The sequence below is a fragment of the Streptomyces sp. NPDC049887 genome (genome assembly GCF_040656535.1).
Taxonomy (GTDB): domain Bacteria; phylum Actinomycetota; class Actinomycetes; order Streptomycetales; family Streptomycetaceae; genus Streptomyces.
This window is the reverse complement of record NZ_JBFAMM010000021.1, coordinates 105617-120293: the sequence shown is the minus strand read 5'-3', so window position 1 is coordinate 120293 and position 14677 is coordinate 105617. Positions and strand designations below refer to the sequence as shown.

Below are 14677 nucleotides of genomic sequence, written 5' to 3'. Positions count from 1 at the left end.
GTACGTTTATTGAAGTTCTCCGTGTTTCACTTCGCACCTGAACACGGAACTATTCAATATACGCGGAGAAATACCCGGACCGTCAAATACGGACCGGGTTTTTTGTTTCCCCGGACACAGTGGCCGTCCACGCGGCCGGCTACCGCGCCACCGAGTACCAGGTGGACGTACCCAGCTTCGGCGACCGGGGCTACGTCCTGGCCGTTCCCGGCGAGGAGGGCGCGGCGCCGGCCCTGCGTCCGGCCGGGACGCGCCCCCTCGGCGCTTCCTGGACGACGCGGTACTGCGGGCCGCGACGGTCTTCCCGCTGGACCGCCGCCCGCAGAAGGTGCGGGGCGAGCACGCTGATGGATCCCGTGGTGCCGGAGAACTCCCGGCACGAGTGGCGGAACCACTGAGCCCCGCCCGCCGCCGGGGAGCCGGGCCGGTCACGGTCCGTCCGGTCGCCGCGGTCGGGGCGGCGGAGTGCGACGCGTCCCGCGGCCGCGCGGCAGCGGCAGCGGCAGCGGCAGCGGCAGCGGCAGCGGCAGCGGCCCACAAGTGCCCTGTGCATTCAGGAAGTCAACGCGCGCAAGGCATTGACGACTGCACTGCCTCCATCTACAAAACATCCTGAGAGCGCTCTCAATCACTTCCGGCACCACCCCCTCCCGGAGGTCTTCCTTGAGCACGAGCCGCATCAGCAGACTCTCCCGTACCCCACTCATCACCGCACTCACGGCCCTCGCCGTCGCCCTCACCGGAATCCTCGCCCTCGGTCCGACGAGCCCGGCCAGCGGCGCCGTCCCCCCGGCGCCAGGCTGGAACCTCCAGTGGAGCGACGACTTCACCGGTCCGAACCGGTCCCTGCCCTCCTCCGCGAACTGGCAGATCGACACCGGTCACGGCTATCCGGGCGGCCCCGCCAACTGGGGCACCGGCGAGATCCAGAACTACACGAGCAACCCGGACAACGTCAGCCTCGACGGCAACGGCAATCTGCGCATCACCCCGTTGCGCGACGGCGCGGGCAACTGGACCTCCGCGCGGATCGAGACCCACCGCGCCGACTTCAAGGCGCCGGCAGGCGGCACCCTGCGCATCGAGGGCCGGATTCAGATGCCCAATGTGACCGGGGACGCGGCCCTGGGCTACTGGCCCGCGTTCTGGGCGCTCGGCGCACCGTACCGCGGCAACTACTGGAACTGGCCCGGCATCGGCGAGTTCGACATCATGGAGAACGTCAACGGCCTCAACTCCGTCTGGGGCGTGCTCCACTGCGGGGTGAACCCAGGCGGACCGTGCAACGAGACCAGCGGTCTCGGCGCCAGCCGCACCTGCCCCGGCGCGAGTTGCCAGTCCGCGTTCCACACGTACCGTTTCGAGTGGGACCGTTCCGCCTCGCCCAACGCTCTGCGCTGGTACGTGGACGACCAGCTCTACCACAGCGTGAACCAGAACCAGATGGACGCCGGCACCTGGGCCGACATGACCGAGCACGCCGGCTACTTCATCCTTCTCAACGTCGCGATCGGCGGCGCCTTCCCGGACGCGCTGGCGGGGAGGACCCCGACCGCCGCGACCGTCCCCGGCCGCCCGATGCTCGTGGACCACGTCGCCGTGTGGACCCGTGGCGGCGGTACGACCCCGCCGCCGACCGACCCGCCGCCGACGGGCTCCTCCCAGCTGTACCTGCGCGGCGGCGGCGCCGCCGGGGACGCGACCGGGGCCGGCTCCACCGTCACGCTCGCATCGGCGGGCGGAGGCAACCACGACGGCACCCCGCACAGCCCGCAGGTGTTCACCTCCGGCCCGGTCACCCGGGCGTACAACGGCGGTTCGACGCAGTTCGACCTCTTCGTGGACGCCGGTACGACCGTCGCCAACGGCCAGCAGGTCCGGGTGAGTTACGACCGCACGGGCGACGGGACCTGGGACCGCACCGAGACGTACCACTACTTCGCGACCGACCCGGTCCCGGGCTGGGAGCACTACACCCAGGCCCGCGGTCTGCGCTCCGCCACCGGCACGCACGGCGATCTGACGAACGGCAGGGTGCGGATCGAGGTGTGGAACGCCATCGGCAACGGCGCCAGCACCCTCGGCACCGGCAACCAGTCCTCCGTCCGCATCCCCTTCGGCTGAGCGGAGGATGGCCATGCTGATCCGCAGAGTCCTGGTGGGAGCGGCTGCCCTGCTCTTCCTGGCCACGGCCGGCTGCACGACCGGCGCCGACGGGCGCACCGGCGGCGGCGCCCCGGTGAACCACAAGGCCCACTCCCACACCTACACCAAGGCCCAGGCGGCGGCGATCGTCGCCCAGGCGGCGGCCCCGCTGCGCGGGAGCGAGTTCCGCGCGGACTGCTTCTCCAGCCACCGGCGGGGCGACGACCCCATCGTGTTCCCCGGCCAGGCGGGCCGCTCCCACATCCACGAGTTCTACGGCAACAGGACGGCGAACGCCTCGTCGACGCTCCAGTCGCTGAGCGCCGGCACCACCAACTGCACACCGAGCACCGACCTCTCGTCCTACTGGACACCGACCCTCTACCAGAACGGAGTGCCCGTGGCCCCGGAGCGGGTCACCGTCTACTACCAGGGCATCACCGACCGCACCCGCGCCGTCGCCCATCCGCGCGGACTGCGGTACGTCGTCGGGAACGCCCTCGCCACCTCCCCCGACCAGAACCCGGCCGCGCGCTGGTCCTGCGTCGGACGGCCCGAGTCCAGCCGGGACTTCATGAACTGCCCGCCGGGCACGAAGCTGGAGAACTACCTGGACTTCCCCACCTGCTGGGACGGGAGGAACCTGGACAGCGCCAATCACCGCGACCACATGGCGTACGCGACCGGGCAGACGTGTCCGCCGAGTCACCCGGTGGTCGTGCCGCGACTGGAGCTGCTGATCACCTGGCCGGTGCACGGTGGCGGGCTCACCCTGGCCGGCACCCGGGGCGGGGTCAATGTGACCGACGCCCCCGGCCACACCTTCCACGGCGACTTCTTCAACGCCTGGGACCAGGCGGAGCTGGAGCGCCGGGTGCGGGACTGCGTCGTGGCGGGCTACATCTGCGGAACGGACGGACGCCCCATCGAGCAGTGAGCCGCGGGCGGCTGCCCCGTGCCCCACGGTGCCGCCGCCTCGTACGACGAGTGCCGCCGGGTCCCCCACCCCGGCGGCACTTCCGCGCGCCGGGGCGTCAGGCTCCCGGTGCCCGGAAGTCGACCTTCTTCCGCGCCGCCGCGTCGATGTCCTCGACGCTGAGCAGGGGCACGGCCCGGGAGGTGATCGCCCCCGTGGCACGGACCCTCATGGAGGTGGCGGCCATCGAGACGGCGTCGGGCATGTCCAGCACGAGGTACAGGTCGTCGTCGCCGAACGCGAAGTACATCCATTCGAGGGTTCCGCCGCAGGAGCGGAGGATCTGCTCCACTGCCTCCCGGCGCCCCGTGCCGCCCTCGGTGAGCAGGCCCTCGGTGCCCTCGGCGCTGTAGCTGGCCTGGACCAGGTATTTGGGCATCCGTCTCTCCCGTCCCGTCGCCTTTGGGTCCACCCTTCGCCACCGGCCGCGATCCGGCCAGCCGGAGTGGGCCGGGCGGGGATGCGGGCTCTGCGGCCAGGCGCCTGGGAACGCGTACGGGCCCGGGGCGGTGTGCCCCGGGCCCGTACGGTCGCGGCGGTGGCCTCAGACCTTCAGAGCCGGCTCCCTGGGGGCCTCGTCCCGCTGTTCCGGCACCTCGGCGGACGCCTCGGCCGGGGCGTGGTCGTCGACGAAGGTCGACTCGTCGAACGGGATGCGGCCGGCGAGGACCTCGGCGGCACGCTCCTTGTCGATCTCCTTGGTCCAGGTGCCGACCAGGACGGTGGCGACGGCGTTGCCCGCGAAGTTGGTCAGGGCGCGCGCCTCGCTCATGAAGCGGTCGATGCCGACGATCAGGCCGACGCCGTCGACCAGGGCGGGCTTGTGCGACTGGAGTCCACCCGCGAGGGTCGCGAGACCGGCGCCGGTGACGCCCGCCGCGCCCTTCGAGGCGATGATCATGAAGACCAGCAGCGAGATCTGCTCACCGACCGAGAGCGGGGTCCCCATCGCCTCGGCGACGAACAGCGAGCCCATCGTCAGGTAGATGGCCGTGCCGTCCAGGTTGAAGGAGTAGCCGGTCGGAACGGTGATGCCGACGACGGGCTTGGAGACGCCCAGGTGCTCCATCTTCGCGATGAGCCGCGGCAGCGCCGACTCGGAGGACGAGGTGGAAAGGATCAGCAGGAACTCCCGGCCCAGGTACTTCAGCAGCGCGAACAGGCTGACCCCGGCGACGATCCGCAGCAGGGTGCCGAGGACGAGGACCACGAACAGCGCACAGGTGACATAGAAGCCGATCATGATGACCGCGAGCGACTTCAGGGCGTCGACGCCGGTCTCGCCGACGACGGCCGCGATGGCTCCGAAGGCGCCCACCGGGGCCGCCCACATGATCATCGCAAGGATGCGGAAGACCAGCTTCTGGAGGTGGCCGATGCCGCGCAGGATCGGCTCCCCGGCGGACCCCATGGCCTGCAGCGCGAAGCCCGCGAGCAGCGCGACCAGCAGGGTCTGCAGCACCTCGCCCTCGGTGAAGGCGGAGACCAGGGTGGTCGGGACGACCCCGAGGAGGAAGTCCACGGTGCCCTCGCCTGCGCCCTCGGCCTGCTTCTCGCCCGCGGCCCTCGCGGCGTCCGTCAGCTGCAGTCCGTGCCCCGGGTCGAGGACGTTGCCCACGATCAGGCCGATGGCCAGCGCGACCGTCGACATCACCAGGAAGTAGCCGAGGGCCAGACCGCCCACGGCACCGACCTTGGCCGCCTTGCGGACCGAGCCCACGCCGAGCACGAGCGTGCAGAAGATGATCGGGGAGATCATCATCTTGATCAGGTTCACGAACCCGGTGCCGATGGGCTTGAGTTCGACGGCGACGCCGGGGGCGGCGAAGCCCACGACGACGCCGAGGACGACGGCACCGATGACGGCGAGATACAGATAGTGGGTGCGGTCCCGCCTTGCGGCTGCTGGAGCGGTTGCCACGGGGATTCCTCCTCGGCCCGATGTTTCATCCACGTCCCGGTGGATGCCCGTGACTATTCAGCACCCTGTGACCCCGGTCACCGTTGCGTGCGTTTCGTTCACACGAAATCGGCCAGGCAGACTTGGGCCATGCGCATTCCCCGCCCACGGAGCCTCGCCGGCCAGCTCTTCGCGATGCAGGTCGTGCTGGTCACCGCCATCGTGGCCGGTTTCGCGCTCTTCTCCTACGTCACGGACCGCGCTCAGGCCGAGGAGACCGCGCGCCGGCAGACGACGGCGACCGCGGCGGCCGTGGCGGACTTCCCGTCGGTGGTGACGGCACTGCGGTCCGCGGACCCGACGGCACGGCTGCAGCCGTACGCGGAGCGGCTGCGGAAGGACGCGGGGGTCGACTTCGTGGTGGTCATGTCCCCGGACGGCAGACGCTGGACCCATCCCGAACCGGGTGAGATCGGACACGTCTACCTGGGCCACATCGACGCGGCGCAGCGGGGACACACGGTCTCGGAGACGTACACGGGGACGCTGGGGCCGTCGGTGCGGACGGTGGTACCGGTGCGGGACGGCTCCGGCCGGATCGTCGGGCTCGTCAGTGCGGGCATCACCATCGACAAGATCAGCGAGCAGCTCGGCAAGCAGGTCACGGCACTGCTGGGGATGGCCGGAGCGGCGCTGGCACTGGGTGGGCTCGGAACGTACGTGATCAACGCCCGGCTGCGGCGGCACACGCACGGGATGAACGCGGCGGACCTGAGCCGTATGCACGACTACCACGAGGCCACGCTCCACGCGGTGCGCGAGGGGCTGCTGATGCTCGACGGACACCGCCGCATCGCGCTGATCAACGACGGGGCACGGGAGCTGCTGGGACTCGGCGAGGACGTCGTGGGACGGGCCCCCGACGAACTCGGCCTGCCGCCCGGACTGACGGGGGCCCTGCTGGCGAGCGAGCCGCGCGTCGACGAACTGCACCTCACGGCCGACCGGGTGCTCGTCGTCTCCACCCAGCCGGTGGTCGGCGGTGAGCGGCGCGGCACGGTGGTGACCCTGCGGGACCACACCGAGCTCCAGGCGCTGACCGGCGAACTGGACTCCGAGCGCGACTTCACCCAGGCGCTCCGCGCGCAGGCCCACGAGGCGGCCAACCGGCTGCACACCGTGGTCTCCCTCATCGAACTGGGCCGCGCGGACGAGGCGGTCGAGTTCGCCACGGCGGAACTCGAACTGGCGCAGGTCCTCACGGACCGCGTGGTGACGGCGGTCGGCGAGCCCGTCCTGGCGGCCCTGCTCCTGGGCAAGGCGGCCCAGGCCAACGAGAGCGGCGTGGAACTCGTCCTCACCGACGACAGCCGTATCGACGACGGGGTCCTGCCGCCCTGGCTCCCGCCCCGGGACCTGGTCACCATCCTCGGCAACCTGATCGACAACGCGGTCGAGGCGTCCTCGGCGAAGGGTCCGTCCGCACGCGAGGCCCGGACGGACCGGGCCGGGAACACCCCGGCGGAGGCGTCCGCGGCCGTCGGGGCCGCTGCGGCCGCCATGGCCGGCACGCATCCGTCGTCAGCGCCCGACGCCGCCGGGCCCGGGGCCGCCGGACGGTCCCCCTCAGGGCCTGGCCACGACGAACCCGGGACCGCCGTCCCCGGCGCACGGGACGCACGCGCCGGGGATCGGCCGGCGGCCCCGGGCGGGCGGGAGGACGCCGGGCCCGGAGGCCACGGCCACCGGACCGGGCCCACCCGCGCCGCGCTCGACGTGCGCGGGGACGGCGGCCACGGGCCCGCGACAGCAGCGCACTCCCGCGCCGCCGTCGGACGCCCGCGCGTCGTCGTCACCGCCCGCGCTGACGAGAACGGGCTCGTGCTGCGCGTCAGCGACACGGGACCCGGGCTCGGCCCAGGGGACACGGACAGCGTGTTCGAACGCGGCTGGTCGACCAGGGGACCTGGACGGGGCCTGGGGCTCGCACTGGTGCGGCAGGCCGCGCACCGGGGACGGGGCACGGTCGAGGCGGCCCAGGGCCCGTACGGTGGCGCCGAGTTCACCGTACGGCTGCCCCTGCACACCACGGAGGTCGAGACATGAACGGACGCCCCGGCCGGAGACGCGGGACGGAGGTGGCCGGATGACCGCCCCCGCCGGCATCCGGGTGCTCGTCGTCGAGGACGACCCCGTCGCCGCCGACGCACACGCGCTGTACGTGGGCCGCGTACCGGGGTTCACCGTGGCGGGCGTCGCCCACTCGAGGGCCGAGGCGTACCGGGTGCTGGAGCGCACCCCCGTGGAGCTGATCCTGCTCGACCTCTATCTGCCGGACGGGCACGGGCTCCGGCTGCTGCGCTCCCTGCGGGCCGCCGGGCACTGCGCGGACGTGATCGCCGTGACCTCCGCGCGCGATCTGAGCGTGGTCCGTGAGGGCGTGTCCCTGGGCGTCGTCCAGTACGTCCTCAAGCCGTTCACCTTCGCCACCCTGCGCGACCGCCTCGACCGGTACGCCGAGTTCCGCGCCACCGCCGGCGAGGCGTCCGGGCAGGACGAGGTGGACCGCGCGTTGGCGACCCTGCGCACCCCGCAGCCGGCCGCCCTCCCCAAGGGCCTCAGCGCACCGACCCTGGAGGCGGTCACCCGCACCCTCCGGGAGGCCGGGGGCGGACTGACCGCGGCCGAAACGGGTACGGCGGTGGGGATCTCGCGGATCACCGCACGCCGCTATCTGGAGCATCTCGTCACCGAGGGCCGGGCCGCGCGCAGCCCCCAGTACGGCCAGGTCGGCCGTCCCGAGCTGCAGTACCGCTGGCTCCGCTCCGGCCGCTGACCGGCACCGCGCGGTCGTGCCCATCGACACGCCGCAGGGGACGCACTTCCCCTCGACACGCCCCAACTCCCCTTCTCCGTGCGGCTGCCGGAGTGCACGGTGGACCCCCGGGGCATAATCGACGCGGTGGAACGCCCGTCGCCGGGCCGCGGCGCCGTCCGTGACGCGCGGCGCCCGTGGGAGCGTCCTCTCATGGGAACGGCCGACCGCCGGCGCAGCGGCCCGGTGGACCTTTCTACGAGTTCACACCTTGGTCGAACGCACCGTAGCCGGACGTGACTCTCCGCTCCTACGGTGTGCGCGTGCACTCCACCCCGCCTTTCAACGCTCCCGCCGCCCGCCGACTGCGCGAGGGCCTGGGGATGGCGCCGGGCCACGTCGCCTACGGGCTCCAGGCCCAGTACGGGCTCCCGGTGACCGCGGACACCGTGGTCGCCTGGGAGCGGGGACTCCTGGCGCCGGACTCCCGGGAACTGGCCGCGCTCGCGGGAGTGCTGTGGTGCTCCCCCGGCGAACTGCTCGGCACCCCGCAAAGCCTGCGCGAGCACCGTCTGGCCCGCGCACTGGGCGCCGAGGACGTGGCCCGGCGGGTGGGCATGGACCCGGCGTCGTACCGGCGCATGGAGGACGGCAACCGCTGGCGCGGAAACGAACGCCAGACCGCCGCCCTCGCCGAGGCGCTGTCCCTGACCCCGCGCGAGCTGCTGACCGCGACCGGACGTGACGGGGAGCTTGCGGAGCTGCTGCGCAGCGCGGCGACCACCCGCTGGCAGGCGTACGTGCGCCCGGTGGCGAAGATGCTGCCGCTTCCCCGGCAGCGGCTGGAGGCCGCACTGCAGCGGCTGCACACGGACTACCACGCCCGGATGGCGGCCACCTCCAGCTGGGGCGCGTCGGCCGGCTCCGGGGAGTCGGGCAGGGATTTCCTCGACCGGATCGCCGACCACTTCTGGGCGCTGGCCTCCGGCTGATTCCGGCACGGGCCCCGCGCCTCACCCGCCCGGGGACCGGGCGTTCCACGTCCGCTTCGCCGGCCCGACGGCGGGGAGCCGATCGGGTCGGGGCACACCGGGACGGGGACGCCGACGAGCGAATCGTCGAGGCGAGCACCGGCTTCGTCCCGCTGTCCGGGCCCGACGTGCCCGGCCGCCCTTGCGGAGACGACGGCCCGAATCCCCGTCAGCCATTACCTGGTTACCAGGGGGTAGATGGAGCGCTCCATTCCGTCCATCGTTGAACGCGAACATGCCAAGGCCCTCGGTTCTCCCCGACCGAAGGGCGTCCACCGGACCTCCTCAGGAGCGAACCCCCCATGCATGTACGCAGATGGACCACCCGCGCCGCGGTCTCGGCCGCCGCGCTCGCGCTCACCACGTCCATGTCGGCCACGGCCGCGGCCGGCACCGCGAGCGCCGCACCGCGGACCGTGGCCCCGGCAGCCGTCACCACCCACGCACCGCAGCGCTCGGACCTCACCGCCGCCGGGCTGGCCGGGATCGACTACGCCACCTGGCAGCGCGACGTCACGGCGGCCCTCGCCACCGCCCGTCCCTACATCGAGCAGCGCACGGCCGGCGCGTCCGGGCAGCGTCTCGCCATGGTGCTGGACATCGACAACACCTCGCTGGAGACGGACTTCCACTACTTCTGGGAGTACCCGACGCCCGCGGTCAGGCAGGTCCGGGACCTCGTCCGCTACGCCGACTCCCGCGGGGTGGACGTCTTCTTCGTCACCGCCCGGCCCGACATCATCGAGTCGCTGACGTCCTACAACCTCAGGAAGGCCGGGTACCCGGTCGACGGTCTGTACGTGCGCAGCCTGCCGGACCTGTTCGAGGAGGTCAGCGCGTACAAGACGGGCAAGCGCGCGGAGATCGAGGCCAAGGGCTACACGATCATCGCCAATGTCGGCAACCGGCCGAGCGACCTGGTCGGCGGCCACGCCGAGCGGACGTTCAAGCTGCCCGACTACGACGGCAAGCTGTCCTGAGCCCGGCCGAGCCGCGCCGTCCGCACGGGTTCCGTCCGTTTGCGGGAGTCCCGCCCGTCCACGGGGGGTCCCACCCGTCAGCCGGCCGGGTCGCACCGCGCCCGGGCCGGCGGACGGGCCCGTGCCGAGTGCGCGCCGGGCCGTCGGACCCGCGTCAGAAGACCGACTCGGCCTCGTGGACCCGGTCCTCGGGCACCGTCTTCAGCCGGGTCACCGCCTCCGCGAGCGGCACCGTGATCACCTCGGTGCCGCGCAGCGCGGTCATCCTCCCGAACTCGCCGCGATGAACGGCCTCCACCGCGTGCCAGCCGAAGCGGTTGGCGAGCACCCGGTCGTAGGCGGTGGGCGTGCCTCCTCGCTGCACATGGCCGAGGATGACCGGCCGGGCCTCCTTGCCCATCCGCCGCTCCAGCTCCGCGGCCAGCCGGGTGCCTATGCCGGTGAAGCGCTCGTGCCCGTACTGGTCGATCTCGCCCTTCTTGTACTCCATGGAGCCCTCGGCCGGGTGCGCGCCCTCGGCGACACAGATGACGGCGAACTTCTTTCCCCGGGCGAAGCGTTCCTCGACCATCTTCACCAGGTCCTCGACCTGGAAGGGCCGCTCGGGCAGGCAGATCCCGTGCGCGCCGCCGGCCATGCCGGACTCCAGCGCGATCCAGCCCGCGTGCCGCCCCATGACCTCCACCACCATGACCCGCTGGTGGGACTCCGCGGTGGTCTTGAGGCGGTCGATGGCCTCCGTGGCCACCATGACGGCGGTGTCGAACCCGAAGGTGCGGTCCGTGGAGGAGATGTCGTTGTCTATGGTCTTCGGCACGCCGACGACGGGCATGCCGGCGTCCGACAGCATCCGCGCGGCGGTCAGCGTGCCCTCGCCGCCCACCGGTACGAGGGCGTCCAGCCCGTACTTCCGCGCCAACTCCGCGCTGTTCTCGGCGGCTTCGCGGAGCCTGGAGCGCTCGAGCCGGGCCGAGCCGAGGATCGTGCCGCCGCGGGCCAGGATGCCGCTGACGGCGTTGAGGTCCAGGGTGCGGTAGTGGCCTTCGAGCAGGCCCTTGAACCCGTCCTCGAATCCGATGACTTCGTCCCCGTAGCCGGTCATCGCACGGTGCACGACCGACCGGATCACTGCGTTGAGGCCGGGACAGTCGCCGCCTGCGGTGAGAATTCCGATGCGCATCGTGCCGTGTCTCCTGCTCGCTCGTGGTGCCGGTGAGCCCCATTCGCTCGCTCGTGGTGCCGGTGAGCCTCATTCCGATTCTCACACGCAGGGCCGGGTCCACGCCGGTCCGGCGACCCCGGACCCGGCGGGCGCTTAACCCAGCCGTAGAGGTATTGTCAAGGGGATATTGCCACCCTATCGGGTTTTTCTTGAGCCCCCGAGCGCAGCGGGCACCTCGCGCTCGGCCACAGCCCAGCAGGACAGGAGAGCACGCGTGACGCGCAGCGTGTACGTGACCGGGATCGACCGCGGGGACGGTCGCCAGGTGGTGGACCTGGGAGTCATGGAGCTCCTGACCCGCCAGGTGGACCGCGTGGGGGTGTTCCGGCCCCTTGTGCACGACGGACCCGATCGCCTGTTCGATCTGCTGCGGGTGCGCTACCGGCTCTCCCAGGACCCCGCGACCGCGTACGGCATGGACTACCGCGGGGCGGCGGCGCTGCAGGCCGAGAAGGGCACCGACGAACTGGTCTCCCGGCTGGTCGACCGCTTCCACGAGGTGGCACGCGACTACGAGGTCGTGCTCGTCCTCGGCACCGACTTCCGCGCCACCCAGCTCCCCGACGAGCTGGCCCTCAACGCGCGCCTGGCCAACGAGTTCGGCGCCTCGGTGATACCCGTCGTCGGCGGCAAGGGCGAGACGGCCGAGTCCGTACGGGCCGAGGCCCGCAACGCCCACCGGGCCTACGAGGTACTGGGCTGCGACGTCCTCGCGATGATCGTGAACCGGGTGGCGGCCGAGGACCGCGACGTGATCGCCGAGCGCCTCTCGGCCCGGCTCCCCGTCCCCTGCTACGTCCTGCCGGACGAGCCGGCGCTGGCCGCGCCCACGGTCGCCCAGGTCAGCCAGGCCCTGGGGGCCACCGTGCTGCTCGGGGACGATTCCGGGCTCGCCCGGGACGCACTCGACTTCGTCTTCGGCGGCGCGATGCTCCCGAACGTGCTGAACGCCCTGAAGCCCGGTTGCATGCTGGTCACCCCCGGGGACCGCGCCGACCTGGTGGTGGGTGCGCTGGCGGCCCACTCCGCGGGCACCCCGCCGATCGCGGGCCTGCTGCTGACCCTCGACGAACGCCCGGGCGAGTCGATCCTCACCCTCGCGTCCCGCCTCGCCCCCGGCACCCCCGTCATCTCGGTGCCCGGCGGGTCCTGGCCGACGGCTGCCGAACTGTTCTCACTGGAAGGCAAGTTGAACGCCGCGACCCCGCGCAAGGCGGAGACGGCGCTGGGTCTCTTCGAGCGGCACGTCGACACCGGGGGCCTCCTCGCGCGTCTGGCGGTCGCCCGCACGGGACGGGTCACCCCCATGATGTTCGAGCACGACCTGCTGGAGCAGGCCCGTGCCGACCGACGCCGCGTGGTGCTGCCCGAGGGCACCGAGGAGCGGGTGCTGCGGGCCGCGGACGTGCTGGTGCGTCGTGACGTCTGCGATCTGACGCTGCTCGGCGACACCGACGCCATCCGCAAGAAGGCCGCCGACCTCGGCATCGACCTGGGCGACGTCCAGCTGATCGATCCCGCAGTCTCCGAGCTGCGGCCGCGCTTCGCCGAGCTGTACGCGCAGCTGCGCGCCCACAAGGGCGTCACGGTGGAGCTGGCCCACGACGTCGTCGCGGACGTCAACTACTTCGGCACCCTGATGGTCCAGGAGGGCCTGGCCGACGGCATGGTGTCGGGCTCGGTCCACTCCACGGCCGCCACGATCCGCCCCGCCTTCGAGATCATCAAGACCAAGCCCGGGGCGTCGATCGTCTCGTCGGTGTTCTTCATGTGCCTGGCCGACAGGGTGCTCGTGTACGGCGACTGCGCGGTCAATCCCGACCCGGACGCCGAACAGCTCGCGGACATCGCGGTGCAGTCGGCGGCGACGGCCTCCCGCTTCGGCGTCGAGCCGCGGATCGCGATGCTGTCGTACTCCACCGGCACCTCGGGGTCCGGCGCGGACGTGGACAAGGTGCGCGAGGCGACCAAGCTGGTGCGCGAACGACACCCCGAACTCCGGATCGAGGGCCCGATCCAGTACGACGCTGCGGTCGAACCGTCCGTCGCCGCCACCAAACTGCCGGACTCCGAGGTCGCGGGCCGGGCCACCGTCCTGATCTTCCCCGACCTCAACACCGGCAACAACACCTACAAGGCCGTGCAGCGTTCCGCCGGCGCCGTCGCCGTCGGCCCGGTGCTCCAGGGCCTGCGCAAGCCGGTCAACGACCTCTCGCGCGGGGCGCTCGTCAGCGACATCGTCAACACGGTCGCGATCACCGCGATCCAGTCCCAGGTTCAGGAGTTCACCGCATGACCGGTTCCGCCACCGCCACTCGTGTCCTGGTCCTCAACTCCGGCTCCTCGTCGGTCAAGTACCAGCTGCTCGACATGGAGGACGGCACCCGGCTTGCCGTCGGACTCGTCGAGCGGATCGGGGAGGAGACGTCACGGGTGGTGCACACCCCGCTCACCGGCGGAACCGGGAAGCGGGAGCGCACCGGTGCCGTTCCTGACCACGCCGCCGCGCTGAAGGCGGTCGCCGACGAGCTGGCCCGCGACGGACTGGGCCTGGACTCCCCCGAGCTCGCGGCGATCGGTCACCGGGTGGTGCACGGAGGGCTGAGGTTCTCCGCCCCGACCGTGATCACCGAGGAGGTCATGGCCGAGATCGAGCGCCTGGTCCCGGTGGCGCCGCTGCACAACCCGGCCAACATCACCGGCATCCGCACGGCCCGGGCGCTCCGCCCCGACCTGCCCCAGGTCGCCGTCTTCGACACCGCGTTCCACACGACCATGCCGGAGTACGCGGCGCGCTACGCGATCGACGTGGAGACCGCCGACGCGCACCGGATCCGCCGCTACGGCTTCCACGGCACCTCGCACGCCTACGTGTCCCGCCGGGCCGCCGAGCTCCTGGGCAAGGCCCCGGAAGAGGTGAACGTGATCGTGCTGCACCTGGGCAACGGCGCTTCGGCGTCCGCGGTCCGGGGCGGGCGCTGCGTGGACACGTCGATGGGTCTGACCCCCTTGGAGGGGCTGGTCATGGGTACCCGCTCCGGAGACATCGACCCGGCGGTCACGTTCCACCTCAAGCGGGTGGCGGGAATGTCCGAGGACGACGTGGACGCGCTGCTCAACAAGAGGAGCGGCCTGGTCGGCCTCTGCGGCGACAACGACATGCGGGAGATCCGGCGGCGGATCGAGGAGGGGGACGAGCGCGCGCGGCTCGCCTTCGAGATCTACATCCACCGGCTGAAGAAGTACATCGGCGCCTACTACGCGGTGCTCGGACGGGTGGACGCGGTGGTGTTCACGGCGGGGGTCGGCGAGAACTCCGCTCCCGTGCGGGAGGCTGCCGTCGCCGGTCTGGAGGAGCTGGGGCTCGTGGTGGACGCGGACCTCAACGCCGTACGGTCGGACGAGCCGCGGTTCGTCTCGCCCGACTACGCGCGGGTGGCGGTCGCCGTGGTGCCGACCGACGAGGAACTGGAGATCGCCCGGCAGACTTTCGCGCTGGTCGGCGCGGACCCTCGGGACCGCGACCGAGTGGCGCGGAAAGGCAACGCCTGAGCGGCCCGGCGCCCATTTGTACATTCCACCAGACGGAATATTCCGCGTAGAAACAA

General features: G+C 72.0%; 12 protein-coding genes. 9 read left to right on the top strand and 3 right to left on the bottom strand.

All coding sequences use genetic code 11. The annotated features are described in order from the left end of the window. Window positions 1-119: 119 nt before the first annotated feature. From AB0J10_RS24235 to AB0J10_RS24225, 3 genes are all read left to right on the top strand, one after another. Complete coding sequence (locus AB0J10_RS24235; protein WP_363064558.1) at window positions 120-398, top strand: hypothetical protein; 279 nt, start codon at window positions 120-122, stop codon at window positions 396-398. A 265-nt stretch (window positions 399-663) separates the two neighbouring features. Then, on the top strand, window positions 664-2124 hold the full coding sequence (locus AB0J10_RS24230) for a glycoside hydrolase family 16 protein (protein WP_363064557.1): 1461 nt from the start codon (window positions 664-666) through the stop codon (window positions 2122-2124). Between the two features lie 13 nt (window positions 2125-2137). After that, a complete protein-coding gene (locus tag AB0J10_RS24225; RefSeq protein ID WP_363064556.1) occupies window positions 2138-3082 on the top strand; it encodes a DUF1996 domain-containing protein in 945 nt (314 codons plus the stop codon). Window positions 3083-3179: 97 nt separating this feature from the next. On the opposite strand, the gene AB0J10_RS24220 is transcribed toward AB0J10_RS24225, so the two are convergent. After that, window positions 3180-3500, bottom strand: coding sequence for a GYD domain-containing protein (locus AB0J10_RS24220; RefSeq protein WP_363064555.1), 321 nt, complete (start codon window positions 3498-3500; stop codon window positions 3180-3182). 165 nt (window positions 3501-3665) lie between these two features. Continuing rightward, window positions 3666-5042, bottom strand: a complete 1377-nt coding sequence (locus AB0J10_RS24215) for a cation:dicarboxylase symporter family transporter (RefSeq protein WP_363064554.1) — start codon at window positions 5040-5042, stop codon at window positions 3666-3668. A gap of 129 nt (window positions 5043-5171) precedes the next feature. Here AB0J10_RS24215 and AB0J10_RS24210 point away from each other — a divergent pair, with 129 nt between their 5' ends. The 4 genes from AB0J10_RS24210 (at window position 5172) to AB0J10_RS24195 (ending at window position 9847) form a co-directional block, all read left to right on the top strand. Then, window positions 5172-7127, top strand: coding sequence for an ATP-binding protein (locus AB0J10_RS24210; RefSeq protein ID WP_363064553.1), 1956 nt, complete (start codon window positions 5172-5174; stop codon window positions 7125-7127). Between the two features lie 40 nt (window positions 7128-7167). Beyond that, window positions 7168-7857, top strand: a complete 690-nt coding sequence (locus AB0J10_RS24205; protein WP_363064552.1) for a response regulator — start codon at window positions 7168-7170, stop codon at window positions 7855-7857. A gap of 362 nt (window positions 7858-8219) precedes the next feature. Further along, on the top strand, window positions 8220-8828 hold the full coding sequence (locus tag AB0J10_RS24200; RefSeq protein ID WP_363064577.1) for a helix-turn-helix transcriptional regulator: 609 nt from the start codon (window positions 8220-8222) through the stop codon (window positions 8826-8828). A gap of 341 nt (window positions 8829-9169) precedes the next feature. Then, window positions 9170-9847 (top strand): HAD family acid phosphatase, encoded by a 678-nt coding sequence (locus tag AB0J10_RS24195; RefSeq protein WP_363064551.1) that lies wholly within the window; start codon window positions 9170-9172, stop codon window positions 9845-9847. A gap of 154 nt (window positions 9848-10001) precedes the next feature. On the opposite strand, the gene AB0J10_RS24190 is transcribed toward AB0J10_RS24195, so the two are convergent. Further along, window positions 10002-11027 (bottom strand): ATP-dependent 6-phosphofructokinase, encoded by a 1026-nt coding sequence (locus AB0J10_RS24190; protein ID WP_269728296.1) that lies wholly within the window; start codon window positions 11025-11027, stop codon window positions 10002-10004. 256 nt (window positions 11028-11283) lie between these two features. Here AB0J10_RS24190 and pta point away from each other — a divergent pair, with 256 nt between their 5' ends. Both pta and AB0J10_RS24180 read left to right on the top strand, forming a co-directional pair. Further along, complete coding sequence (gene pta / locus AB0J10_RS24185; RefSeq protein ID WP_363064550.1) at window positions 11284-13365, top strand: phosphate acetyltransferase; 2082 nt, start codon at window positions 11284-11286, stop codon at window positions 13363-13365. Then, entirely contained in the window at window positions 13362-14621 is a 1260-nt protein-coding gene (locus AB0J10_RS24180; RefSeq protein ID WP_363064549.1) for an acetate kinase, read from the top strand. The genes pta and AB0J10_RS24180 overlap by 4 nt, the downstream gene beginning before the upstream one ends. Window positions 14622-14677 lie beyond the last annotated feature (56 nt).

What these genes read in the sequence shown, in the direction of transcription:
- AB0J10_RS24225 (WP_363064556.1), top strand. Translation starts at nt 2,138, where the DNA reads ATGCTGATCCGCAGAGTCCTGGTGGGAGCGGCTGCCCTGCTCTTCCTG.
- AB0J10_RS24220 (WP_363064555.1), bottom strand. Translation starts at nt 3,500, where the DNA reads ATGCCCAAATACCTGGTCCAGGCCAGCTACAGCGCCGAGGGCACCGAG.
- AB0J10_RS24210 (WP_363064553.1), top strand. Translation starts at nt 5,172, where the DNA reads ATGCGCATTCCCCGCCCACGGAGCCTCGCCGGCCAGCTCTTCGCGATG.
- AB0J10_RS24205 (WP_363064552.1), top strand. Translation starts at nt 7,168, where the DNA reads ATGACCGCCCCCGCCGGCATCCGGGTGCTCGTCGTCGAGGACGACCCC.
- AB0J10_RS24200 (WP_363064577.1), top strand. Translation starts at nt 8,220, where the DNA reads ATGGCGCCGGGCCACGTCGCCTACGGGCTCCAGGCCCAGTACGGGCTC.
- AB0J10_RS24195 (WP_363064551.1), top strand. Translation starts at nt 9,170, where the DNA reads ATGCATGTACGCAGATGGACCACCCGCGCCGCGGTCTCGGCCGCCGCG.
- AB0J10_RS24190 (WP_269728296.1), bottom strand. Translation starts at nt 11,027, where the DNA reads ATGCGCATCGGAATTCTCACCGCAGGCGGCGACTGTCCCGGCCTCAAC.
- AB0J10_RS24180 (WP_363064549.1), top strand. Translation starts at nt 13,362, where the DNA reads ATGACCGGTTCCGCCACCGCCACTCGTGTCCTGGTCCTCAACTCCGGC.